The sequence below is a fragment of the Xenorhabdus budapestensis genome (genome assembly GCF_017743015.1).
Lineage (GTDB): Bacteria > Pseudomonadota > Gammaproteobacteria > Enterobacterales > Enterobacteriaceae > Xenorhabdus > Xenorhabdus budapestensis.
This window is the reverse complement of record NZ_CP072455.1, coordinates 3,215,001-3,238,074: the sequence shown is the minus strand read 5'-3', so window position 1 is coordinate 3,238,074 and position 23,074 is coordinate 3,215,001. Positions and strand designations below refer to the sequence as shown.

Sequence of the window (23,074 nt, the reverse complement as noted above, 5' to 3'; positions counted from 1 at the left end):
CGATTGGAAACGATTGCATCGAAACTGGTCTGACAAACAGACTTTCAGAAAATGCCCAGACGAATTACAATGCTGAAAAGCGAATGGATTTATATGGGATTTTACTTCTTATGGAAGACACTCTATTTTAACCCTATTTTAATATGTTCGTGAGTTGAAATGGTGATGAGATATACCACCTCAACCATCCATAATTCTGTTTTTTCAGCTTGATTTCGGGACAATTATGAGCAAAAGCACCGCTGAGATCCGTCAAGCGTTTCTTGACTTTTTTCACACTAAAGGGCACCAAATAGTACCAAGTAGTTCGTTGGTGCCAACCAATGATCCAACATTGTTGTTCACCAACGCGGGAATGAACCAATTCAAAGATGTTTTTCTTGGGTTGGATAAAAGGCCTTATACTCGAGCAACAACGGCTCAGCGCTGTGTTCGTGCTGGTGGCAAGCACAACGATTTAGAAAATGTTGGTTATACCGCTCGTCATCACACTTTCTTTGAAATGTTGGGTAATTTCAGTTTTGGCGATTACTTCAAACAAGATGCGATTAAATATGCTTGGGAATTGCTGACGGGAGCAGAGTGGTTCAATCTGCCAAAAGAGAAATTGTGGGTGACTGTTTATGAAACAGATGATGAAGCCTACGATATCTGGAGCAAAGAAGTCGGTGTTCCAGCAGAAAGGATTATTCGCATTGGTGATAATAAAGGTGCTCCTTATGCGTCAGATAACTTCTGGCAAATGGGGGATACAGGTCCTTGTGGTCCTTGTACAGAAATTTTTTACGATCACGGTGAACATATTTGGGGTGGGCCTCCAGGTAGCCCGGAAGAAGACGGTGACAGATATATTGAAATCTGGAATATCGTTTTCATGCAGTTTAACCGTCATGTAGACGGTACAATGGAATCTCTGCCAAAACCTTCCGTTGATACTGGCATGGGCTTGGAGCGTCTGGCTGCGGTATTGCAGCATGTGAATTCCAACTATGAAATTGATGCGTTCCGTGATTTGATCGCTGCTGTAGCAGAAGTGACTGGTGCAACCGATCTCACCAACAAATCCCTACGTGTTATTGCTGACCATATCCGATCATGTTCATTCCTGATTTGCGATGGTGTTATTCCATCAAATGAGAACCGGGGTTATGTGCTTCGTCGTATCATTCGTCGTGCTATTCGTCATGGCAATATGTTGGAAGCTAAAGAGACGTTCTTCTACAAGTTGGTTGCTCCATTGATCAAAATTATGGGGGCAGCAGGTGAAGAACTGCAACGTCAACAGTCATTGGTTGAGCAGGTATTAAAAACAGAAGAAGAGCAATTTGCCCGTACTTTGGAACGTGGCCTGCAATTACTGGATGAAGAACTGGCGCAACTGTCTGGTGATACCTTAGATGGTGAAACTGTTTTCCGCTTATATGACACCTATGGCTTTCCTCTTGACTTGACTGCGGATGTTTGTCGTGAACGCAATATTAAGGTTGATGAAGCGGGCTTTGAGATTGCAATGGATAGTCAGCGTCGTCGTGCTCGTGAATCCAGTGGTTTTGGTACTGATTACAATGAAATGATCAAAGTTGATAGCCACAGCGATTTTTCTGGTTATGAACATAACTCTCAGAAAGCGGCTGTAACCGCGATTTACCGCCATGGGGAGCCAATTGAGCAACTTCATGCTGGTGAAGAAGCGATCATCATACTTGATAAGACGGCTTTCTATGCTGAATCTGGCGGACAAGTCGGGGATACAGGTAAGCTCTCCTGCGGTGAAAGCACATTTGAAGTTGTTGATACCCAAAAATATGGTCAGGCAATTGGTCATATTGGTAAATTGACAAATGGTAGTCTGAACGTTAATGGTATAGTTGATGCCGAAGTTGATGTAGTGCGCAGAGATACAATTCGTTTGAACCACTCTGCTACTCACTTATTACATGCAGCATTGCGTCAAATTCTGGGAGAGCATGTTTCTCAGAAAGGTTCTTTGGTAAATGATAAGTATCTGCGTTTTGACTTCTCCCATTTTGAAGCTATGCAGCCAGAACAAATTCGCCAAGTAGAAAATCTGGTAAATGGAGAAATTCGCAAAAATTTACCAATTGTTACAGAATTAATGGACTTGGAAGCAGCAAAAGCCAAGGGTGCTATGGCACTATTTGGTGAAAAGTATGATGAGCAAGTGCGTGTATTGAGCATGGGAGATTTTTCTACTGAGTTGTGTGGTGGAACTCATGCAAGTCGTACCGGTGATATCGGGCTGTTCCGTATTATCAGTGAATCAGGCACAGCCGCCGGTATCCGCCGTATCGAAGCCGTTACAGGGCAAACTGCACTGAATTCTATATATCAACAGACTGAATTATTGCAAGATATAGCTCATTTGGTGAAGGGGGATATTAGCAGTCTGAGTGAGAAGGTGAAAACGACGCTGGATAGAACGAAACAATTGGAAAAAGAGTTGCAACAGTTGAAATCTCAGCAGGCAGCTCAAGAAAGTTCTGCTTTGGCTAACCAAGCGAAAGATATCCAAGGTATTCGCCTACTGGTGACACAGTTGGGTGATGTTGAACCCAAAATGCTCAGAACGATGGTTGATGATCTGAAAAATCAATTAGGACCAGCAATTATTGTGCTTTCTACTGTGACTGGTGATAAAGTCTCCCTAATTGTTGGTATAACAAAGGATTTGACTGCTAGAATAAAAGCGGGTGATTTAATCTCTTTTGTTGCCCAGCAAGTTGGAGGTAAAGGAGGAGGACGTCCTGATCTGGCTCAGGCTGGTGGGACAGATGTAGCAGCTCTTCCTTCCGCATTAGCTAGTGTAGAAGAGTGGGTAACATTGCGGTTGTAGTTAATATTGCCGTGATAGTAGTGGCACCATGAAACTATCTTTTTATGGTGCCAAATGTTTTTTGTTGTGAAATTGTTGAAACGTTGGGCACATACTTATATTTTAGCTATCCTATAGATATAGGAAATGTGTTCAAAACTGCTTATACTTTAAGTAGATATCATAGCTTTACGTTTTCACGGTGTTTGATGGATAATAGCGGGGAAACCTAGAGACCCGACTCTTTTAAATTTTCAAGGAGCAAAGAATGCTTATTCTGACTCGTCGAGTTGGTGAAACGCTCATGATAGGCGATGAGGTAACAGTTACAGTACTGGGGGTTAAAGGCAACCAAGTTCGAATTGGTGTGAATGCACCCAAGGAAGTTTCTGTTCACCGTGAAGAAATTTATCAACGGATTCAGGCAGAGAAGTCTCAGCCTACAACTTTTTAATTCAAGAATGGCGTCCATGCTTTTTTTAAAACTTGGGCGCTACTCTACTTCGTCCCTTTTTTTGAACCACATGGTTTATCCTTTTTTGTTACCTTAATTCTATTTTCTCACATCTTTTTATTTTCTATCTGTTGAAAAGACATCATTCATGATGTCATAACAGTGAATAATTTTTTCCATCAATTTTTACACATTTTAGGGAGTTTCACTGTCGATAAAACAGACTTTTAGATGTTAAACTCGTCGTTATGTGCGCAAAGTATTCAAACGGAAAAAAGTTGCGAAAAATTGTTTGACTTATCAGGCTGGGGAAGTAATATGTGCGCCATCGCAACGACGACGAGCTTTAAGAAAAGCTTCTGAGTAAGTTCCAGAAGCAAAGGTTCAAAAAGTACTGAGGTGGAAGCTTCAGGTCTAGAGCTTAAGTCAAGAGTTTTAAAGCGTATGGTGAGGTGGCCGAGAGGCTGAAGGCGCTCCCCTGCTAAGGGAGTATGTGGTTAAGAGCTGCATCGAGGGTTCGAATCCCTCCCTCACCGCCATTTTGTTACGCATCCGTAGCTCAGCTGGATAGAGTACTCGGCTACGAACCGAGCGGTCGGAGGTTCGAATCCTCCCGGATGCGCCATTTTAAACACCGCGATTTACTAGGTATCTCAATTCTGAAAAATCAGGCAGTCGATAGCGCCTGAACAGAACATAGAAAACCGACAACGCATCCGTAGCTCAGCTGGATAGAGTACTCGGCTACGAACCGAGCGGTCGGAGGTTCGAATCCTCCCGGATGCGCCACTTTAAACACCGCGATTTACTAGGTATCTTAATTCTGAAAAGTCAGGCAGTCGATAGCGCCTGAACAGAACATGGAAAACCGACAACGCATCCGTAGCTCAGCTGGATAGAGTACTCGGCTACGAACCGAGCGGTCGGAGGTTCGAATCCTCCCGGATGCGCCACTTTAAACACCGCGATTTACTAGGTATCTTAATTCTGAGAAGTCAGGCAGTCGATAGCGCCTGAACAGAACATGGAAAACCGACAACGCATCCGTAGCTCAGCTGGATAGAGTACTCGGCTACGAACCGAGCGGTCGGAGGTTCGAATCCTCCCGGATGCGCCACTTTAAGTAAACCCCTGTCTTAATAAGACAGGGGTTTTTCATTTTTACTCTGTTATACATTATATTTTTTTTACCATTCAACGTTTATAGTTTGTTCAATAACATATCATCAGGGCTATGTAATCAGCGACAACTTGACTTGTTTGATATAAAGTAAACGCTCAGTAATAATCTTCTTAAAACTCCACGGGAGGTCAAATTGATCCCGGATGTATCAAAAGCATTGTCATGGTTAGAGGCAAACCCTACCGTTTTAGATGGTATTTGTCGCGGTGTTGAACGTGAAACTTTGCGTGTTACTCCAGATGGTCATTTAGCTATGACAAAGCATCCAGAACCACTTGGTGCTTCTTTAACACATAAATGGATTACAACCGATTTTGCTGAATCTTTATTGGAGTTTATTACTCCTGTTGATAGTGATATAAAAAGAACCATTGATTTTCTTAAAGATTTACATCGATATACTGCGAAAAATCTGATAAATGAGAAAATCTGGCCTCTGAGTATGCCATGCTTCATTGATAAGGAAGAAGACATCACTCTGGCGCAATATGGCAAGTCCAATATAGGGCGCTTTAAAACCCTGTATAGGGAGGGCTTGAAAAATCGTTATGGTGCATTAATGCAAACTATCTCTGGCGTGCACTATAATTTTTCATTGCCGATAAATTTCTGGCAGGCGTGGTTAGGTGTAAAAGATGCTGAAAGTGGAAGAGAACAAATTTCGGACGGGTATTTTAAACTGATCCGTAATTATTACCGATTTGGTTGGGTAATCCCTTATTTGTTTGGTGCATCCCCGGCTATTTGCTCCTCATTTTTACGTGGAAGAGATACTGCGCTATCCTTTGAACAGACCGAAAAAGGAACTTGTTACTTACCTTATGCGACTTCTTTGAGGATGAGTGATTTAGGGTATACCAACAAATCACAGAGTGATCTGAATATTACTTTCAACAGTCTTCATACGTATGTTGCGGGTTTGAAGAAAGCAATTCATAAGCCATCAGCAGAATTTGCAGCTCTGGGGCTTAAAAAAGAGGGTAAATACCTACAGCTCAATACCAATGTTCTTCAAATAGAAAATGAACTATATGCACCGATACGTCCTAAACGGGTAACTAGAGAAGGGGAATCACCTTCCGATGCTTTACTTCGTGGTGGTGTAGAATATATAGAAGTTCGTTCTCTAGACATAAACCCGTTCACAGCGATTGGTGTTGATGAAACACAGCTCCGTTTTCTCGATCTATTCTTGATATGGTGTGCTGTAGCGGATTCACCTGAAATGAGCGATGAAGAATTGGACTGTTGTCGTAAAAACTGGAATAAGGTGATTTTGGAAGGACGCAGACCAAACTTGGATATTGGTATTGGCTGTGGAGCGAAACAGCAGCCACTGAAGATAGTTGGACAAGAGTTATTTGCAAATTTAGAGCGTGTCGCTGAGGTTTTGGATAGCTGCTCTGGAACGCAGTATCAGTCAGTTTGTAGAGAGTTGGTTGGTATGTTTGAGGATCCATCATTAACGTTTTCAGCCCGTGTATTAGATCGAATGAAAACTCAAGGGATTGTTGGCTTTGGACTAGAACTGGCGAACAAGTATTTTCTGGAACTGGTTAAAGAGCCGTATAGTATATTGAATGATGAGCGTTTTTCTGCGGAACGTAAAGTTTCGGTAGAACGGCAACATGATCTGGAACAACAAGACAGCATGAGTTTTGAAGATTATCTAAAATTACATGCCGAGTTTTAAAAAAGAAAAATGGCCACCATTTGGTGGCCGAAACTAAATAAAGTCTCTTAGAAAAATAAGGATGATAACAATTTTGCGCGTCTTCATATATTAAGACCAGCCGCAAATAAAAAGGTTTCATCTATTTGAAAAAATTTTTGCAAAAAATCTGATGCCTGAGGAGGTAGGATCATGCCTTTATTGGACAGTTTTACAGTTGACCATACCCGTATGTCTGCACCTGCCGTTAGAGTTGCCAAGACGATGAAAACACCCCATGGTGATACTATCACGGTATTTGACTTACGCTTTTGCATTCCTAACAAAGAGGTCATGCCGGAAAGAGGAATTCATACACTTGAACATTTGTTTGCCGGTTTTATGCGTAACCATCTGAATGGTGATAGTGTTGAAATTATTGACATCTCTCCAATGGGATGCCGTACTGGTTTTTACATGAGCTTGATTGGTGCGCCAGCTGAACTAAGAGTAGCGGAAGCTTGGAAAGCTGCTATGGCTGATGTACTGAAAGTTCAAGATCAGAAGCAAATCCCGGAGTTGAATATTTATCAATGTGGTACGTATCAGATGCACTCTCTGCAAGAAGCACAGGATATTGCTCGCCACATTCTTGATGCAGATGTTCGTATTAACCAAAATGATGAACTGGCTTTGCCGGAAGAAAAACTGGTTGAGCTACAAGTGTAGTAAAATGGTGCTAATTTGTTGTAATGTTGTTTTTTGAAAAGCATTTTTTTGAGAAACTATAACTGATATTGCATACGCTATACTGGTCGTAAAAATCTTTTTTACGGCCAGATTTGCAATTTTGAGTTATTTTTCACTGGATTTTAATACTTTTCTCTTTTCCTGTTTCATCGGAATTACACGTACTTTTTTAATAACATTGTCATTCACAGAAAGAATTTCAAAATTATACTCATTAATTTGTACCTGAACATTCAACTCGGGGATTTCGCCTAACTCTTCCAGGATCATACCATTCATTGTTCTTGGCCCGTCAGCAGGTAATGTCCAGCCAAATGCTTTGTTTAACTCACGGATATTGGCGGTGCCATCAACTAAAACAGTGCCATCACTTTGTGGTAAGACTTCTTCTGACAGAGTAGGAGACATAGAAGTGGTAAACTCTCCGACAATTTCTTCCAGAATATCTTCTACAGTGACTAATCCCTGAATATCTCCATACTCATCAACGATTAAGCCTGCTTTTTGTTTATTACGTTGGAAGTTAACTAACTGGGTGTTCAATGGCGTACTGACGGGAATGAAGTAAATTTTATCTGCTGCTCTGATCAGGTTCTTTTTCGTGAATTCCTTTTTCTCCATCATAAGACGATAGGCTTCACGCACTCGTAACATACCAATGGCATCATCCAGAAAATTCCGGTACAACACTATTCTGCCGTGTGGTGAATGAGTCAACTGTCGTATAACGGATTTCCAGTCACCGTTAATATCAATACCAACAATCTCATTGCGGGGCACCATGATGTCGCCAACGGTGACTTTTTCAAGATCCAGTATTGAGATAAGCATATCCTGATTGCGGCGTGAGAGATTGGTGTTTGATTCGTTCACAATCGTCCGAAGCTCATCTTTACTAACCGCGTCATTGCGAGTGTCGGAAACTTTGATCCCCAGACAACGTATAAACAGCAAAGTGATCTTGTTAAATGCCCAAACAAGAGGCAGCATGATCTTTTGTAAAGGTCGCAGCAGAAAGCTGCTTGGGAATGCAATTTTTTCCGGGTAGAGAGCTGCAATCGTCTTGGGCATAACTTCAGCAAAAACCAGAATCACGAAGGTCAGTATACCAGTTGCAATCGCAACTCCTGCGTCACCATAAAGGCGCATGCCAACAATGGTAGCCAATGAAGATGCCAAAATATTGACAAGGTTATTACCGATCAGAATCAGGCTGATTAGCCTGTCAGGATGGTTGAGTAGTGATTCGACTCTCTGCGCGGAACTGCTACCTTGTTTTGCCAAATGGCGTAAGCGATAACGGTTTATTGTCATCATGCCAGTTTCTGAGGCAGAAAAGTAGGCAGAAATGATAACCATGATGACAAGAATAATAATTAATGTGCCTGTTGAGACATGCTCCAAAGCAGAATTCCTTCCTAATGTTTATATAAACTGGCTACAGCGATTGTTTACTGCTTAATAAATCAAAAATTCCTGTAATAACCGATTGCCGAAAAAAGAGAGCGTCAGGATAAGTGCACCAATCAGATTGAACCAAATGACACGTTTGCCGCGCCATCCTTCATGATAATGCCCCCAGAGTAGGATGACGTAGATAAACCATGCAATGATAGACAAAACCGATTTATGGATATTTTCCTTATTGAAAATATCATCCATATACATGATGCCTGTACATAACGTCAATGTTAGTAAGATTACGCCAACTTGGGTAATGCGAAACATTTTGCGTTCAATGGTCATTAATGGAGGCATGCCAGAAGAAAAAGTAAGTTTTTTCTTTTTCAGCCGATAATCCAGCCAGCCAACTTGCAATGCATAAAGTGCGGCAATAAGTAAAGTGGCATACCCAAGTAATGCCAGCCCAATATGTATGAATAGCCCGATACTCTTCTCAAGATGTGTAATGAATTCACCGGGCACCATACTGGTCAGAATCAAATTTATCATGGCAAAACTGTAAATAATGGGCAGTAAAAACCATGCATGACCACGAAAGGCAACAATAGTCATAATGATACAGACGAGCAAACTGACAATAGAGCCTAAATTTAACAGAGTCAGGTTTTGGCCACTGCTGACATGAAAAACCTGATACTTTAAGGTTATCGCATGGTTGATCAGTGCAACAGCTGCGAAAAATAGAGCCAGTTTTTGATAGCTGTTTTGTTGCCGCAATAAACCCGGCACGATAAGCGTCAGGCTAATGAGATAAGCAAGTAAGGCAATGATTGAAAATACCTGCATAAAGTTTTTCGTTTTCGCAATAGTGTTAGAAAAAAGTGTTAGAGTTAATAGTGCTAAAGTTAACTCAAAATTCAAGTATACTGTCAGCAGAGATAGCCTCCAACCGCTGTTAGCCATACTTGGGAATCTCTTTGCAGAGATTACATCATCATCATGTTATAATCCGCTAAATTTGCCTTACAGGTAGACCCACTTGTAGATATCTGAGCTGAGACAATGTTTGATAATTTAACTGACAGACTATCGCGCACATTGCGCAATATCAGCGGTCGTGGACGGCTGACTGAGGATAATATTAAAGATACGCTGCGTGAAGTTCGCATGGCTTTACTTGAAGCAGATGTTGCATTGCCTGTAGTGCGTGATTTCATTTCAAGAGTCAAAGAAAACGCGGTAGGGCACGAAGTTAACAAAAGTCTAACTCCTGGACAAGAATTCGTCAAAATTGTTCAAAATGAACTGGTGAAGGCGATGGGAGAGGTAAACAGTGAGCTAAATCTTGCTGTACAACCTCCCGCAGTGGTTCTGATGGCAGGTTTGCAAGGTGCTGGTAAAACAACTAGCGTTGCAAAATTGGGTAAACTGCTAAAAGAAAAAAATAAGAAAAAAGTCCTGGTGGTTTCTGCTGACGTATACCGTCCGGCAGCGATCAAACAGCTTGAAATGTTATCTGAAACCGTTGGAATTGATTTTTTCCCATCAGACCCACAAGAAAAACCGGTTGATATTGTCAACAAAGCAATCCAACACGCTAAGCTGAAATTTTACGATGTGCTTTTGATCGATACCGCAGGACGTCTGCATGTCGATGAAGCTATGATGGATGAAATTAAAGAAGTTCACGCTGCGGTTAATCCTATCGAAACGTTGTTTGTTGTCGATGCAATGACAGGGCAGGATGCTGCGAATACGGCAAAAGCATTTAATGAAGCTCTGCCACTAACAGGGGTTGTTCTGACCAAAGTAGATGGTGACGCTCGTGGTGGTGCCGCTCTTTCTATTCGACATATCACAGGTAAGCCAATTAAATTCCTTGGTGTCGGTGAAAAGACTGATGCCTTGGAGCCTTTCCATCCCGATCGTATCGCATCCCGGATCTTGGGAATGGGGGATGTGCTTTCACTGATTGAAGAGATTGAAAGTAAGGTTGACCGCACTCAAGCGGAAAAGTTGGCATCAAAACTGAAAAAAGGGGATGGTTTTGATTTAAACGATTTTCTCGAACAGCTTAAGCAAATGCGCAATATGGGTGGTATGACAAGCATGTTGAGCAAAATGCCAGGCATGTCCCAGATCCCTGATGCTGTTAAATCCCAAATGGATGACAAAATTCTGGTTAAGATGGAAGCCATCATCAACTCAATGACCCGTAAAGAGCGTGAAAAACCAGAAATTATCAAAGGTTCACGTAAACGTCGTATCGCAATGGGTTCTGGTACACAGGTACAGGATGTCAACCGTTTACTGAAACAGTTTGATGAAATGCAGCGCATGATGAAAAAGATGAAGAAAGGTGGTCTGGCGAAAATGATGCGTGGCATGAAAGGTATGTTGCCTCCTGGATTTATGGGGCGATAATCAACAAAATTTCGAAAGAAAATGCTCTTTGGATTGCTTTTTGCGCCAAAGTGAGTAAAATTTTCGGGCTTTTTAATGGACAGCCGGACTCCATTCCTCGATGGCGTCTGGTTGTTTTGCTAACTAATGAGGATGTTATGGTAACAATTCGTTTAGCTCGTGGCGGCGCTAAAAAGCGTCCGTTTTATCAAGTAGTAGTGACCGATAGCCGCAATGCGCGTGATGGTCGCTTTATTGAGCGCGTTGGCTTCTTCAACCCTATCGCATCAGGGAATGCTGAAGCTCTGCGTTTAGATCTGGACCGTATCGAACACTGGATTGGTCTGGGTGCATCTGTGTCTGATCGTGTTGCTGCACTGATCAAAAACGCTAAAAAAGCAGCTTAATCTGTCGCGGTGGTAACAATGAGCAAACAATCTGGCCTGGAGCACCCTGTTGATCCAATCGTGTTGGGGAAACTGGGATCAGCGTATGGCATACGTGGTTGGCTCAGAGTTTTTTCTTCCACCGAACAAGCCGAAGACATTTTTGAATATCAACCGTGGTTTATCCAGCGTGCTGGTCAATGGCAACACATTGAGCTGGAAACGTGGAAATACCACAATCAGGATATTATCATCAAAATCAAAGATATTGATGATCGGGATGCTGCGAATTTACTCACTAGCTGCGAATTAGTGGTGGATTCATCTAAATTACCAGAACTGGAAGTCGGTGATTATTACTGGAAAGACCTTATGGAATGTCAGGTAATCAATACGGCAGGTTATAACCTTGGAACTGTCCAAGATATGATGGAAACAGGGTCTAACGATGTCATGGTAATAAAGGCAAACCTGAAAGATGCATTCGGTATCAAGGAGCGGTTAGTTCCGTTTCTTGATGGGCAGGTTATCAAGAAAGTCGATCTCGCTACTAAAACCATTGAAGTAGATTGGGATCCTGGTTTTTAATCTCCGGTAAAACGGTTTAGGAGTGGGACGCTGTATGTGGATTGGGGTGATTAGCCTGTTTCCTGAAATGTTCCGCGCAATAACCGATTACGGGGTAACTGGTCGGGCAGTGAAAAATGGCCTGCTTAGTATCGATTGTTGGAGTCCTAGGGATTTTACCTACGACAGGCATCGTACTGTAGATGATCGCCCCTATGGTGGTGGTCCAGGCATGCTGATGATGGTGCAACCATTAAGGGAAGCCATCCATGCAGCCAAAGCTGCGGCTGGTGTTGATGCAAAAGTGATTTATCTATCACCTCAAGGGCGCAAACTTGATCAACAGGGAGTTTGTGAACTGGCGGCAAACGAGAAATTAATTCTGGTTTGTGGCCGTTATGAAGGTATTGATGAGCGTGTCATCCAAACCGAAATTGACGAAGAGTGGTCTATCGGTGATTACGTTCTCAGTGGGGGAGAAATCCCGGCTATGGTAATGATTGATTCTATATCCCGGTTTATTCCCGGAGTATTGGGTCGTCAGTCATCGGCAGAGGAAGACTCATTTGCTGACGGGCTGTTGGATTGTCCGCATTATACCCGCCCTGAAGTGTTGGATGGGATAGGAGTTCCGCCTGTTTTGCTATCAGGAAACCATGCTGAAATTAATCGCTGGCGTATGAAACAATCGCTTGGCCGCACTTGGTTAAGAAGGCCCGAACTTCTAGAAAGCCTAGCTCTGACTGACGAGCAAAGGATGTTGCTGACTGAATTCCAACAGGAATATCAGGATCAGGCGACGAATTAATCCAGACATATCCTATGAAGGAATGTCTTTGATATATCAGTTTACCTAGGGTAAGAGAGTTATTATGAGCAATATTATTAAACAACTTGAACAAGAGCAGATGAAGCAAGACGTACCTTCATTCCGTCCGGGTGACACCGTGGAAGTTAAGGTATGGGTCGTTGAAGGTTCTAAAAAGCGTCTGCAGACATTCGAGGGCGTGGTTATCGCGATTCGTAACCGCGGTCTGCACTCTGCATTTACTGTTCGTAAGATTTCTAACGGCGAAGGTGTTGAGCGTGTATTCCAGACTCACTCCCCAGTCGTAGACAGCATTAACGTTAAACGTCGTGGTGCTGTTCGCAGAGCTAAACTGTACTACCTGCGTGAGCGTTCTGGTAAGGCGGCTCGTATTAAAGAGCGTCTGAACGCTAAATAATACGCTTTTGCTACATCCGAAAGTTATCGTTGAAGGCCGGAATTTTCCGGCCTTTTTACTATCTGGTTTTTGCAGAAAAATAAATAGCCTGCAATCAGCGAGCTTTTTTATGTTATGAGCATACAGAGCAGCTTACATAAAGGTACTCACTAAAATATACCCTACAGCACAAGCACTGCTGACACCAATCAGGCCCGGAACAAGGAAACTGTGGTTGATGATAAATTTTCCGATCTTTGTTGTCCCGGTGCGGTCAAACCCAATACATGCCAGATCACTTGGGTAGGTAGGTAAAACAAAATAACCATAGGCTGCCGGGAAGAATGCGATTAAAAGTTTAGGATCAACACCAAGTTGTAATCCCATTGGCGCGATTGCAGTTAAAGCTGCGGCTTGGCTGTTAACCAACTTTGATACCAGGAACAATACTAACGCATAAGTCCAGGGTCTTGCTTGTACGACTTCTTCTAATATCAGCTTCAGTTCGCCTAAATGGGAGTGGAAAAACGTATCACTCATCCATGCCACGCCAAAGACTGAGAAGATCGCAACCATTCCTGCTTTAAACACGGCACTATTGGCGATTTCATTGGTTTTGACTTTACATGTCATCAAAATAATGGAACCAGCAATTAGCATCATCATCTGGATAACCAGATTCATGGAAAGCGGTTTTAATTCTCCTTTGATTTCAAAAGAAGGGCGTAATTCTGTAAATGCGCCAAACAATACTACCACTGCAATTGCGGCGAAGAAGATCCAAGTTGCTCTGTAAGCTTGTTTAGGAAGTACCTGATCTAATAAGGTTTCTGAACTGCCATAGATAGACTCACGTTGCTTGGGATCTTTAATTTTCTCTTGGAATTCTTCATCTTTATCCAAATTTTTGCCACGATGCAAACTCCATAATGCAGCAAGTATTACTCCTGCCAGTGATGCAGGGATTGAAACGGCCAGAATTTCTAAAATTCCATAAGCACGTCCAATACCATGACTGTCAGCAATAATTGACACTAAAGAAACAACGGCAACAGAAACGGGAGAAGCTGTGATTGCCATCTGAGAGGCAACAGAAGCAACAGCCATTGGGCGTTCAGGACGTATCCCTTTTTTTAAGGCGATATCACCGATGATTGGGAACATAGTATAGACTACATGACCAGTACCACAGAGGAAAGTTAACATCCATGTCGTCAATGGAGCCAGGATAGTAATATGTTGAGGATGGCGGCGTAGAAGGCGTTCAGCGCATTGCATCATGACGTTTAGCCCGCCGGCAGTTTGCAACACGGATGCACAACCGATAACTGCAAGAATAGTGAGCATTACATCAACTGGGGGCTTACCTGGTTCTAATCCAAAAACAAGTGTCAGTATAAAAAGTCCGATACCACTGATCAGCCCCAATCCCATGCCCGCATAACGCGTACCTATCAATAAGCATATAATTATTATGGCAAATTGCAGCGTTATCATATCTGTCCTTAATAAATGAGTAAGAAATAAAAGTTGATAACTCAGCCGCTTTAAGCAGTGTTATTCAACTATTCTTTATAAGTGTTGTTTCATAGTTTCAATCCAACACAAAAAACACATATTAATATTATGAAAATCCAAATATAAAAATGGGATTGAGATCTTATTTTTATCACATTATTTTTAAAGTAATTTATCTTTATTATAAATAAATCATGAATGGTAAATAAAATATTTCTATTGTGAGTGGTATTGTAAAATTACATGCTCTCATTGTTAATATTAATAGTGTCTAATATATTTATTGTGAAAATTAAAATACATTGAAATTATTAATATATTTATTAAATTTAATCACGAAATCAATGTTGTGTAAAAATAAGTTTACATTATCGTAATAAAATATAAACAATTGGATTGTAATCTTTACGAAGCATGGTATGTTATCTGCCAGACACTAAAAACAACGTTAAACAGACAAACAAAACAGGTATGAAAAATGATCATGCAAAAAGATGCGCTTAATAACATTCATATTCTTGATGAACAGATTCTTATTACACCAGAAGAGCTGAAGCAAAAATATCCATTGAGTAGCAGCGATCTGCATGCCGTCACAAACGCGCGTAATACTATTGCTAATATCATTCATCACAATGATCCTCGTTTGTTGGTAGTATGCGGCCCGTGTTCCATCCATGATGTAGATGCTGCCTTTGATTATGCTCGTCGCTTGAAATCACTTTCTGCCGAACTAAGTGATTGTCTGTATATTGTTATGCGTGTCTATTTTGAAAAACCCCGCACTACAGTTGGTTGGAAAGGTTTAATTAGTGATCCTTATATGGATGGATCATTTGATATGGATGCCGGGTTACATATCGCCCGCCGTTTATTATTGAACTTAGTAGAAATGGGATTGCCATTGGCAAATGAAGCGCTTGATCCTAATAACCCTCAGTATTTGGGCGATCTTTTCAGCTGGTCAGCAATCGGAGCAAGAACAACAGAATCCCAGACTCATCGTGAGATGGCATCGGGCTTATCTGTATCAGTAGGTTTTAAAAATGGCACTGATGGTAATTTAAATACCGCCATTAATGCCATGAAAGCCGCTGCTATGTCACATCGCTTTATGGGAATAAATCAGTCAGGTCAAGTTTGTCTGTTGCAAACTCAGGGGAATCCGAATGGTCATGTAATCTTGCGTGGTGGGGTAGAGCCTAATTACAGCCCTGAACATGTGTGTGACTGCGAAAATCAAATGATTCAGGCGGGTTTGGTGCCATCACTGATGATTGATTGTAGTCATGGGAATTCTAATAAAGATTTTCGCCGCCAAAGCGTCGTAGTGGACTCTGTTGCTGAACAGATTATAGCCGGAAATCAATCCATTATTGGTATTATGTTGGAAAGCCATATTAATGAAGGGAATCAGTCTTCAGAATTACCTCGTTCTGAAATGCAATATGGAGTTTCAGTAACTGATGCTTGTATCAGTTGGCAAACGACTGAACAGCTATTAAGAAAATTACATTGGCAAATCAAACCTTACTTGTCAAAACGTAACATAATGATGCAACAGGCAGGATAATCGATATGGCAGCAGAATTATCGCAATTGCGGGAGCAAATTGATGAGGTAGATAAGGCTCTACTGAGCTTACTAGCTAAGCGCATAGCTCTGGTAGCGGAAGTGGGGGAAATTAAGAGTCAACTTGGCTTACCGATTTATGTACCTGAGCGGGAGGCCTGTATGTTGGCTTCTCGCCGTCAAGAGGCAGAAACATTAGGGATCTCTCCAGACTTAATTGAAGATATTCTGCGCCGTATTATGCGGGAATCCTATGCCAGTGAGAATGATAAGGGGTTTAAAAAGCTCAATCCTCAAATGGGGCCTATCGTCATTGTTGGTGGTTCTGGGAAGATGGGAAGGTTATTTAATCGCTTGCTGACCTTGTCCGGTTATGAAGTCCGGATCCTTGAGGCAGATGATTGGGATCAGGCTGAACACATATTAGCTAATGCTGGTATGGTCATTGTCAGCGTACCTATTCATTTAACTGAAGCGATTATCCATCGTTTACCACCTTTGCCAGAACAATGCATCTTGGTAGATTTGTCTTCTATTAAGCAGAAGCCGCTTCAGGCTATGCTTGACGTACATAAAGGGCCAGTTTTGGGATTACACCCTATGTTTGGGCCTGATGTGGGAAGTTTTGCTAAACAGGTTGTTGTTTATTGTGATGGGAGCCAACCGGAGTCATATCAATGGTTTTTGGAACAAATGTTGGTGTGGGGTGCACGATTACATAAAATCAGTGCGGAACAGCACGACAAAAATATGAGTTTTATTCAGGCATTACGTCATTTCACGACGTTTTCTTATGGCCGACATCTTACGCAAGAAAATATCGATTTGCAGCAATTGTTATCACTGTCTTCACCTATTTATCGGTTGGAACTTGCCATGGTTGGACGGTTATTTGCACAAGATCCGCAGTTATATGCTGACATTATTATGTCCAGTCCTGAAAATATTGAGGTGATCCGTCGTTATCACCAGAGCTTCGGACAAGCCTTGGAATTACTGGAAAATCAGGACAAAACAGCATTTATTGCGAGTTTTAATCAGGTGAGTGAATGGTTTGGTGATGAGGCTATTCGATTTATGAAAGAAAGTAGAACGCTTTTACGGCAAGCCAATGATAGCCGAGTATAATAGCTTGAATATGGAGAAAAGAGACCGGATGTTGCCATCCGGTTTTTTATCTTAGTATGGATCGATTGGGATCACATTTTCTGAAGGATAGCATCCCAATACTTTCAAGAAGCGAGTAATTTCAGATAGTTCTTTTAGTGCTTGTTGCATTTTCATCGAGCGCAAATTGGCTTGAACATCAATATAAAACATCTCTTCCCACGGCTTACCGTTTATTGGGCGTGACTCCAATTTACTCATAATAATATCGTTTTTTTTCAAGATAATGAGTGTATCGACCAGAGCTCCTGCCTGTTGCCCTGTGTACATAATAAAAGTTGTTTTAGCGGGAACCTGATCTGATACTTCGATAGATTTTTGGGCGACAACAATAAACCGAGTGCTGTTATTTTGTTGGTTTGCCAGATTATTTTTTAAAACTTGTAGCCCATAAAGCGCTCCTCCAGCTTCACTTCCCAATGCTGCCACTTCTGGAGAATCCAATTCGGTTACTTTCTGCATGGCAGCAGCTGTACTTTCACAATAGACAATATTCCAGTGTGGAAATTGATTGAGGTATTGGCTGCATTGTTGGAAAGGCTGGGAATGACTGTATACCGTCTTTATTTTTGAAGTATCACTTTTTTTGGCAACCAGTAAACAGTGGTTGATAGGAAGGGTGATCTCCCCGACCAAAGACAGTGGGGTGTGCTGTAATAGGTCATAAACATCATTGATTGCTCCGGAACTGGTATTTTCGAGAGGCAGGATACCGTAATCCGCTTGACCAAGTTCCACTAATGAAAAGATATCTGCAAATTTGTGACAGCTACATTCAATTAATTGATTGAAATGGCGTGCTGAAAATTGGCGAGCGGCAAGGTGAGAATAAGAGCCTTTGGGGCCAAGAAAGGTAATCCGGGCGGTATCATAAGGTGTTTGATTCAGATACTGTTGTAACAATGCTTGTTGTGTCAATACAGAATCTTCAATGATCATTTGGAACAAGCGGGTAATATAAAACCCGTCTAACCCACGAGATTTACCTTTATTAATTAACGCATCCAGTAATTCCCGTTCTCGGTTTTTATCTCGTATCGGGCGATGATCGAGAAGTTTGGTTTGTGCAATGTCACCGGCCAATTGTCGGCGTTTTGCGAGTAGATCCAGTAAATCCGCATCAATATCGCTAATTTCTTGACGAAGGTTAATTAAATCTCGTTCCATAGTGTATTCCTGACATTTTTATTATAGAAATAACTTTTATCTTTTAAATTACAGTTTTAAGTCTATTAGGTATATAAGCTGTGGCCTATAAAACAAAAAACCTCCCATTGGTAGGGAGGCTTTTCTGTTCGTCTTCTTTTTATTTTTAAAACGAAAAACCTCCTCATGGGAAGGCAAAAAAGAAAAAGGAGAAAAACAAGTTAGCAATCATATCGTCTGTTTGTATCTTATTTTTGCAGAGTGAATAGTGTTCTTTAATTAACCTATTTGGTGAGGTATGTCAACATAACCGTTGTTTTTTAAGTTGCAGCTTTCATTGGCCATATCTTAAATCTATTGGGTATGGAAGGGTGTTAGAGTCAGTAAAAACGCGCTCATTGAGCGCGCTAAGAAAATAAAAGTGGTAGCTATATCTCTAAATTAAGATTGGACTCTTTCACACTATGATCTGCTCGGCGAGCTTCTCCTTTATGCTGAACTTTATTGAGTTGACGTTCTAATTTTGTCAGCAACTCATTGATAGCTTTATACATATCTTCATGTTTAGCACTGGCAACTAATGTACCATTTGGTGTGCCGATTGTGGCATCAACCAAGAATCCTTGGGGTTCTTTTGAAAGTACAATATGTGGATTGATTAGATTAACTTGCCATTTATTCAACTTGTTTAGACGGTCTTCTACATGGCTACGAATTGCGGGGGTAATTTCCATTTGTTTGCTGGTAATGTTTACTAACATATAGTTACCTCTTTATGTTACTCCGTCTTCGATGGTTTCAGCATAACGCTCTTTTGTGGAAAAAGAATGATCTAAATCACTTTTATTAGGAGATTTAGAAGTGGATTGGTGAAACTGTGATTCACAATGAAGATATGGGTAATACTTGTTGCTAAGAGAGGCATTATGCGTCATTATCGATCAGTTATGGTATTATCAACTCAGTTAACAATTCCAAAATTTAAATTGGTTTCATTGGGTGATGATACTAAAAAACAAAAAACAGCAGACATACATACAACTGCTGTTTTTGTGTTTGATGCTTTTTTGAAACTCTAGACCGGATTAGCTGCAATTAATGCTGCGACTTTATCTGCTTCGGCTTTAAGCCCTAATGCCTTATATGCTTTCTCCATATAAGGTAGAGATTCTCTGGTTGAATGAGTATCGGGATAATCACGTAACATTTGTTCTGCACGATTGACAACTGCCACATAAGCACCGCGTTTAGTATAATATTGCACAACTGCAAGCTCATGTTTGGCTAAACGCTCTTTGAGGAAAACTAAACGTTTATAAGCATCTGCAGAATATTGACTGTTAGGATAATAGCGCACTAACTGTTTGAAATCGCGAAAAGCCGCCCGGGCATTTTCAGGATCACGGTCTGAACGGTCAATCCCTAAAAAATCCTGCAAGAGATTATCATCCATCGCTTGTAACACCAAAGCCCGCATATACAGTACGTAGTCTATATTAGGATGGGTTGGATTCAGACGCATGAAACGTTCAGCAGATGCAAGCGCAAGAGGAAATTCTGCTGATTTATAATAAGAATAGATCAAGTCAAGCTGAGCCTGTTGAGAATACGGCCCGAAAGGATAGCGGTTATCAAGAGATTCCAATTGCTTAATAGCCAATTTATAGTTACCGTTTTGTAGTTTTTCCTGCCCATTTGAATAAATTTGAGATGGCGGGATATCAGGAACAGCATCTTTGTTGCTGGAGCACCCAGATAAAATTAGGCTCAATGTGGCCGATGCCACCAGATATTTCATGCGAATCATCACGTGTTGATTACCCTCTGATTGTTTTCTGGGAGACTATCCGTGAAAGGAATACCCGTGAAGCTCCCGGCAAAAGATAGAGTTACAATAGCATACTATTTTAAATGAAACGGCCTCGCCGTCAAAACTCAACGTAAAATATAGAAATTATATATGGCACAACAAATACGACTTAATACAACAGTCGCTGAATCTCAGCTTGGTCAACGTTTAGATCAAGCTTTGGCTGAATTGTTCCCTGATTATTCAAGATCACGTATAAAAGAGTGGATTTTGCATGAAAGAGTTCAGGTTAACGGCAAATTGATTAATAAGCCAAAAGAAAAAGTACTGGGCGGCGAAGAAATTTCCATTGATGCTATTATTGAAGAGGATACTCGTTGGGAGCCACAAAATATTGAATTGAATGTTGTTTATGAAGATGACGATATTCTGGTCATTAATAAACCACGTGACTTGGTTGTACATCCTGGTGCTGGGAATCCTGATGGTACGATATTGAATGCTCTGCTATATCGTTATCCTGAAATTGCAGATGTTCCCCGTGCAGGCATCGTGCATCGTCTTGATAAAGACACTACGGGTCTGATGGTTGTCGCAAAAACAGTACCAGCACAGACTCGTTTGGTGGAATCCCTGCAATTGCGTGAAATTACCCGTGAATACGAAGCTATCGCTTTGGGACATATGACTGCGGGGGGAACAGTGGAGGAGCCGATATCCCGTCACCCAACAAAACGGACGCATATGGCTGTTCATCCAATGGGAAAACCAGCAGTGACTCACTACCGAATCATGGAGCATTTCCGGGCACATACCCGTTTGCGTTTGCGTCTGGAGACAGGCAGAACACACCAAATCCGTGTGCATATGTCCCATATTAAACATCCACTGGTTGGTGATCCGTTATATGGCGGTCGGCCTCGTCCTTTGAAAGGGGCTTCTGAAGAATTTCGCGAAGTGATGCGCAACTTTGATCGCCAAGCATTGCATGCCACTATGTTACGTCTTTATCATCCGATAACAGGTATTGAAATGGAATGGCACGCAGCGTTACCGGATGACATGGTTAAACTTATTGATGTAATGAAGGCAGATGCTGAAACTTTCAAAGACGAGATGGATTGGTAGGTAATGACACCACTAATTTTTCCTGACTGGGCACAACCTGAAAGCGTTGGTGCATGTAGTACAACCCGGCCGGGAGGTATCAGCCTGCCTCCTTATGATAGTCTGAATTTAGGTGGCCACGTTGGGGATGACCCTGAATGTGTGGAGAAGAACAGAGAACTCTTGGTTGAATATGCTCATCTGCCGCAGCAACCTATTTGGTTGGAGCAGGTACATGGAACGCGTGTCATCAGATTGAATGATCAATTAGTGGAAGATAATCAGGCTGATGCTGTTTATACAAATAGAGTTGGGCAGGTTTGTGCTGTAATGACAGCGGATTGTTTGCCTGTGCTTTTTTGTTCCAGTAATGGAGATGAGGTTGCGGCAGCTCATGCAGGCTGGCGTGGATTATGTGCCGGAGTGCTGGAAAATACAGTAGCTCAATTCAGTGCAAAACCTGACATGATCTGTGCATGGATGGGGCCAGCTATTGGCCCTGAAAAATTTGAAGTCGGGCGCGATGTAATGGACGCCTTTATAGCAACCGATCCAAATCTGGAACAAGCCTTTACACCTTATGGTGTTAAATTTTTGGCAAATATCTATTTACTGGCTAGATTAAAGTTGCAGTCTATTGGGATAAATAAAGTTTTTGGGGGCACTGTTTGTACGGTTTCGGAGGAGAAGAACTTTTTTTCCTATCGTCGTGATGGTATCACCGGACGTATGGCAACTTTAATCTGGTTGAGATAACCTATCCCACAGGACGATCTTTGGTGCATAGCAAAAAGTCTCCAATTAACTTTTCAGAATACCTTGAATATTTAAGGAATGACCTTATCTAATCTCCAGTAGCAAATTCTGACCAGTATTGGAGGTGTTATGCGTCTGGATCGTCTTACCAATAAATTCCAGCTTGCTCTCGCTGATGCCCAGTCTCTCGCATTAGGGCGTGATAATCAATTCATCGAACCTGTCCACTTGATGAGCGCATTGCTTAATCAGGAGGGAGGCTCAATTCGTCCTTTATTGATGTCCGCAGGGATTGATACGGGTAACTTGAATGATCGGCTTAACCTGGCTTTGGATAGATTTCCGAAAGTGGAGGGTAGTGGCGGTGATGTACAGGTATCCAATGAGTTAGGGCGTTATTTAAACCTGTGCGACAAGCTTGCTCAAAAAGCAGGTGATAATTTCATTTCTTCTGAACTCTTTGTTCTGGCAGCGCTGGAAGAACGTGGCACATTAGGTGACATATTGAAAGCTGCGGGAGCAACTAAAGATAAAATCACTAAGGCCATAGAAAAGATGCGTGGTGGTGAAAAAGTAAATGATCAAGGTGCCGAAGATCAACGTCAGGCACTGAAAAAATACACAATTGATCTAACTGAACGGGCTGAACAAGGTAAATTAGACCCCGTGATTGGACGTGACGAAGAGATTCGTCGAACAATTCAGGTATTACAACGTCGAACCAAGAATAACCCTGTGCTGATCGGTGAACCTGGGGTTGGGAAAACAGCTATCGTTGAAGGGCTGGCACAACGTATTGTTAATGGTGAAGTTCCTGAAGGACTGAAAAACAAACGTGTGCTGTCTCTTGATATGGGAGCATTGTTGGCGGGGGCTAAATACCGTGGCGAATTTGAAGAACGCCTGAAAGGTGTTTTGAATGACCTCGCTAAACAGGAAGGTTCGGTTATTCTGTTCATCGATGAATTACATACGATGGTAGGTGCAGGTAAAGCTGATGGCGCTATGGACGCTGGCAACATGCTGAAACCCGCACTGGCCCGTGGTGAATTGCACTGTGTTGGTGCGACAACATTAGATGAATATCGTCAGTACATTGAAAAAGATGCAGCTTTAGAGCGCCGCTTTCAGAAAGTTTATGTTGCGGAGCCTACTGTTGAGG

21 protein-coding genes, 5 tRNA genes and 1 other annotated feature (1 of these 27 running past the window's edge) are annotated in these 23,074 nt (G+C 41.8%); of the genes, 20 read left to right on the top strand and 6 right to left on the bottom strand.

Annotation, left to right across the window (positions count from 1 at the left end):
- Positions 1–226: 226 nt before the first annotated feature.
- The 9 genes from alaS to luxS all read left to right on the top strand — a co-directional run bounded on the left by alaS (position 227) and on the right by luxS (position 6,850).
- Entirely contained in the window at positions 227–2,854 is a 2,628-nt protein-coding gene (gene alaS, locus HGO23_RS14080; protein ID WP_209027030.1) for an alanine--tRNA ligase, read from the top strand.
- 247 nt (positions 2,855–3,101) lie between these two features.
- Positions 3,102–3,287: a carbon storage regulator CsrA gene (gene csrA / locus HGO23_RS14075; RefSeq protein WP_010845367.1), complete on the top strand. Its 186-nt coding sequence runs from the start codon at positions 3,102–3,104 to the stop codon at positions 3,285–3,287.
- A 446-nt stretch (positions 3,288–3,733) separates the two neighbouring features.
- Positions 3,734–3,826: transfer RNA gene (locus HGO23_RS14070), tRNA-Ser, on the top strand.
- 9 nt (positions 3,827–3,835) lie between these two features.
- Positions 3,836–3,912, top strand: a tRNA-Arg gene (locus HGO23_RS14065).
- Between the two features lie 87 nt (positions 3,913–3,999).
- A tRNA-Arg gene (locus tag HGO23_RS14060) sits at positions 4,000–4,076 on the top strand.
- A gap of 87 nt (positions 4,077–4,163) precedes the next feature.
- Positions 4,164–4,240: transfer RNA gene (locus HGO23_RS14055), tRNA-Arg, on the top strand.
- An 87-nt stretch (positions 4,241–4,327) separates the two neighbouring features.
- A tRNA-Arg gene (locus HGO23_RS14050) sits at positions 4,328–4,404 on the top strand.
- A 199-nt stretch (positions 4,405–4,603) separates the two neighbouring features.
- Complete coding sequence (gene gshA / locus HGO23_RS14045; RefSeq protein ID WP_209027029.1) at positions 4,604–6,163, top strand: glutamate--cysteine ligase; 1,560 nt, start codon at positions 4,604–4,606, stop codon at positions 6,161–6,163.
- 171 nt (positions 6,164–6,334) lie between these two features.
- Positions 6,335–6,850: an S-ribosylhomocysteine lyase gene (gene luxS, locus HGO23_RS14040; RefSeq protein WP_099134379.1), complete on the top strand. Its 516-nt coding sequence runs from the start codon at positions 6,335–6,337 to the stop codon at positions 6,848–6,850.
- Positions 6,851–6,976: 126 nt separating this feature from the next.
- Here luxS and HGO23_RS14035 read toward each other — a convergent pair whose 3' ends face one another.
- Both HGO23_RS14035 and HGO23_RS14030 read right to left on the bottom strand, forming a co-directional pair.
- Complete coding sequence (locus HGO23_RS14035; RefSeq protein ID WP_099134378.1) at positions 6,977–8,275, bottom strand: HlyC/CorC family transporter; 1,299 nt, start codon at positions 8,273–8,275, stop codon at positions 6,977–6,979.
- Positions 8,276–8,329: 54 nt separating this feature from the next.
- Positions 8,330–9,121, bottom strand: a complete 792-nt coding sequence (locus HGO23_RS14030) for a cytochrome C assembly family protein (protein WP_099134377.1) — start codon at positions 9,119–9,121, stop codon at positions 8,330–8,332.
- A gap of 216 nt (positions 9,122–9,337) precedes the next feature.
- Here HGO23_RS14030 and ffh point away from each other — a divergent pair, with 216 nt between their 5' ends.
- The 5 genes from ffh to rplS all read left to right on the top strand — a co-directional run bounded on the left by ffh (position 9,338) and on the right by rplS (position 12,857).
- Positions 9,338–10,699 (top strand): signal recognition particle protein, encoded by a 1,362-nt coding sequence (ffh, locus tag HGO23_RS14025; RefSeq protein WP_099134376.1) that lies wholly within the window; start codon positions 9,338–9,340, stop codon positions 10,697–10,699.
- Positions 10,700–10,836: 137 nt separating this feature from the next.
- Positions 10,837–11,085 carry a 30S ribosomal protein S16 gene (rpsP, locus tag HGO23_RS14020; protein WP_099134605.1) on the top strand — a complete coding sequence of 83 codons (249 nt, stop codon included), beginning with the start codon at positions 10,837–10,839 and terminating at the stop codon, positions 11,083–11,085.
- A gap of 18 nt (positions 11,086–11,103) precedes the next feature.
- Complete coding sequence (gene rimM, locus HGO23_RS14015; protein WP_209027028.1) at positions 11,104–11,652, top strand: ribosome maturation factor RimM; 549 nt, start codon at positions 11,104–11,106, stop codon at positions 11,650–11,652.
- 34 nt (positions 11,653–11,686) lie between these two features.
- The gene (gene trmD / locus HGO23_RS14010; RefSeq protein ID WP_209027027.1) at positions 11,687–12,439 is read left to right on the top strand and encodes a tRNA (guanosine(37)-N1)-methyltransferase TrmD; all 753 of its coding nucleotides are present in this window, start codon (positions 11,687–11,689) and stop codon (positions 12,437–12,439) included.
- 64 nt (positions 12,440–12,503) lie between these two features.
- Entirely contained in the window at positions 12,504–12,857 is a 354-nt protein-coding gene (gene rplS, locus HGO23_RS14005) for a 50S ribosomal protein L19 (RefSeq protein WP_010845356.1), read from the top strand.
- A gap of 132 nt (positions 12,858–12,989) precedes the next feature.
- Here the strand turns inward: rplS and HGO23_RS14000 are convergent, their stop codons facing one another.
- Positions 12,990–14,333, bottom strand: coding sequence for an anaerobic C4-dicarboxylate transporter (locus HGO23_RS14000; RefSeq protein WP_209027026.1), 1,344 nt, complete (start codon positions 14,331–14,333; stop codon positions 12,990–12,992).
- A 499-nt stretch (positions 14,334–14,832) separates the two neighbouring features.
- Between HGO23_RS14000 and HGO23_RS13995 the strand changes: the two genes are divergently transcribed.
- On the top strand, positions 14,833–15,927 hold the full coding sequence (locus HGO23_RS13995; RefSeq protein ID WP_099134371.1) for a 3-deoxy-7-phosphoheptulonate synthase: 1,095 nt from the start codon (positions 14,833–14,835) through the stop codon (positions 15,925–15,927).
- Between the two features lie 5 nt (positions 15,928–15,932).
- Positions 15,933–17,054, top strand: coding sequence for a bifunctional chorismate mutase/prephenate dehydrogenase (gene tyrA / locus HGO23_RS13990; protein ID WP_099134370.1), 1,122 nt, complete (start codon positions 15,933–15,935; stop codon positions 17,052–17,054).
- Between the two features lie 51 nt (positions 17,055–17,105).
- Here tyrA and pheA read toward each other — a convergent pair whose 3' ends face one another.
- The gene (pheA, locus tag HGO23_RS13985; protein WP_099134369.1) at positions 17,106–18,260 is read right to left on the bottom strand and encodes a bifunctional chorismate mutase/prephenate dehydratase; all 1,155 of its coding nucleotides are present in this window, start codon (positions 18,258–18,260) and stop codon (positions 17,106–17,108) included.
- Between the two features lie 90 nt (positions 18,261–18,350).
- Positions 18,351–18,472 (bottom strand) — a sequence feature (Phe leader region).
- Between the two features lie 195 nt (positions 18,473–18,667).
- The gene (gene raiA / locus HGO23_RS13980) at positions 18,668–19,000 is read right to left on the bottom strand and encodes a ribosome-associated translation inhibitor RaiA (RefSeq protein WP_099134368.1); all 333 of its coding nucleotides are present in this window, start codon (positions 18,998–19,000) and stop codon (positions 18,668–18,670) included.
- A 165-nt stretch (positions 19,001–19,165) separates the two neighbouring features.
- Here raiA and HGO23_RS13975 point away from each other — a divergent pair, with 165 nt between their 5' ends.
- Positions 19,166–19,318 (top strand): hypothetical protein, encoded by a 153-nt coding sequence (locus HGO23_RS13975; protein ID WP_209027025.1) that lies wholly within the window; start codon positions 19,166–19,168, stop codon positions 19,316–19,318.
- Here HGO23_RS13975 and bamD read toward each other — a convergent pair.
- The gene (bamD, locus tag HGO23_RS13970; protein WP_169923016.1) at positions 19,315–20,037 is read right to left on the bottom strand and encodes an outer membrane protein assembly factor BamD; all 723 of its coding nucleotides are present in this window, start codon (positions 20,035–20,037) and stop codon (positions 19,315–19,317) included. The genes HGO23_RS13975 and bamD overlap by 4 nt on opposite strands.
- A 162-nt stretch (positions 20,038–20,199) precedes the next feature.
- On the opposite strand from bamD, the gene rluD reads away from it, so the two are divergent.
- From rluD to clpB, 3 genes are all read left to right on the top strand, one after another.
- Positions 20,200–21,177, top strand: coding sequence for a 23S rRNA pseudouridine(1911/1915/1917) synthase RluD (gene rluD, locus HGO23_RS13965; protein ID WP_209027024.1), 978 nt, complete (start codon positions 20,200–20,202; stop codon positions 21,175–21,177).
- A gap of 3 nt (positions 21,178–21,180) precedes the next feature.
- Positions 21,181–21,912, top strand: a complete 732-nt coding sequence (yfiH, locus tag HGO23_RS13960; protein ID WP_209027023.1) for a purine nucleoside phosphorylase YfiH — start codon at positions 21,181–21,183, stop codon at positions 21,910–21,912.
- A gap of 129 nt (positions 21,913–22,041) precedes the next feature.
- A protein-coding gene (clpB, locus tag HGO23_RS13955) for an ATP-dependent chaperone ClpB (protein WP_209027022.1) crosses the window boundary here: on the top strand, positions 22,042–23,074 show its 5' portion. Its footprint extends 1,541 nt past the window's final position; 1,033 of the gene's 2,574 nt are visible here — the first part of the coding sequence; it begins with the start codon at positions 22,042–22,044; its stop codon lies off the right edge, out of view.

Bases quoted from the DNA above. Each gene is read 5' to 3' on its own strand.
- tyrA (WP_099134370.1), top strand. From the start codon at position 15,933: ATGGCAGCAGAATTATCGCAATTGCGGGAGCAAATTGATGAGGTAGAT.
- rplS (WP_010845356.1), top strand. From the start codon at position 12,504: ATGAGCAATATTATTAAACAACTTGAACAAGAGCAGATGAAGCAAGAC.
- bamD (WP_169923016.1), bottom strand. From the start codon at position 20,037: ATGAAATATCTGGTGGCATCGGCCACATTGAGCCTAATTTTATCTGGG.
- rpsP (WP_099134605.1), top strand. From the start codon at position 10,837: ATGGTAACAATTCGTTTAGCTCGTGGCGGCGCTAAAAAGCGTCCGTTT.
- alaS (WP_209027030.1), top strand. From the start codon at position 227: ATGAGCAAAAGCACCGCTGAGATCCGTCAAGCGTTTCTTGACTTTTTT.
- yfiH (WP_209027023.1), top strand. From the start codon at position 21,181: ATGACACCACTAATTTTTCCTGACTGGGCACAACCTGAAAGCGTTGGT.
- rimM (WP_209027028.1), top strand. From the start codon at position 11,104: ATGAGCAAACAATCTGGCCTGGAGCACCCTGTTGATCCAATCGTGTTG.
- luxS (WP_099134379.1), top strand. From the start codon at position 6,335: ATGCCTTTATTGGACAGTTTTACAGTTGACCATACCCGTATGTCTGCA.
- pheA (WP_099134369.1), bottom strand. From the start codon at position 18,260: ATGGAACGAGATTTAATTAACCTTCGTCAAGAAATTAGCGATATTGAT.
- ffh (WP_099134376.1), top strand. From the start codon at position 9,338: ATGTTTGATAATTTAACTGACAGACTATCGCGCACATTGCGCAATATC.
- HGO23_RS14000 (WP_209027026.1), bottom strand. From the start codon at position 14,333: ATGATAACGCTGCAATTTGCCATAATAATTATATGCTTATTGATAGGT.
- HGO23_RS13995 (WP_099134371.1), top strand. From the start codon at position 14,833: ATGATCATGCAAAAAGATGCGCTTAATAACATTCATATTCTTGATGAA.
- trmD (WP_209027027.1), top strand. From the start codon at position 11,687: ATGTGGATTGGGGTGATTAGCCTGTTTCCTGAAATGTTCCGCGCAATA.
- raiA (WP_099134368.1), bottom strand. From the start codon at position 19,000: ATGTTAGTAAACATTACCAGCAAACAAATGGAAATTACCCCCGCAATT.
- HGO23_RS14030 (WP_099134377.1), bottom strand. From the start codon at position 9,121: ATGCAGGTATTTTCAATCATTGCCTTACTTGCTTATCTCATTAGCCTG.
- rluD (WP_209027024.1), top strand. From the start codon at position 20,200: ATGGCACAACAAATACGACTTAATACAACAGTCGCTGAATCTCAGCTT.
- HGO23_RS13975 (WP_209027025.1), top strand. From the start codon at position 19,166: ATGCGTCATTATCGATCAGTTATGGTATTATCAACTCAGTTAACAATT.
- csrA (WP_010845367.1), top strand. From the start codon at position 3,102: ATGCTTATTCTGACTCGTCGAGTTGGTGAAACGCTCATGATAGGCGAT.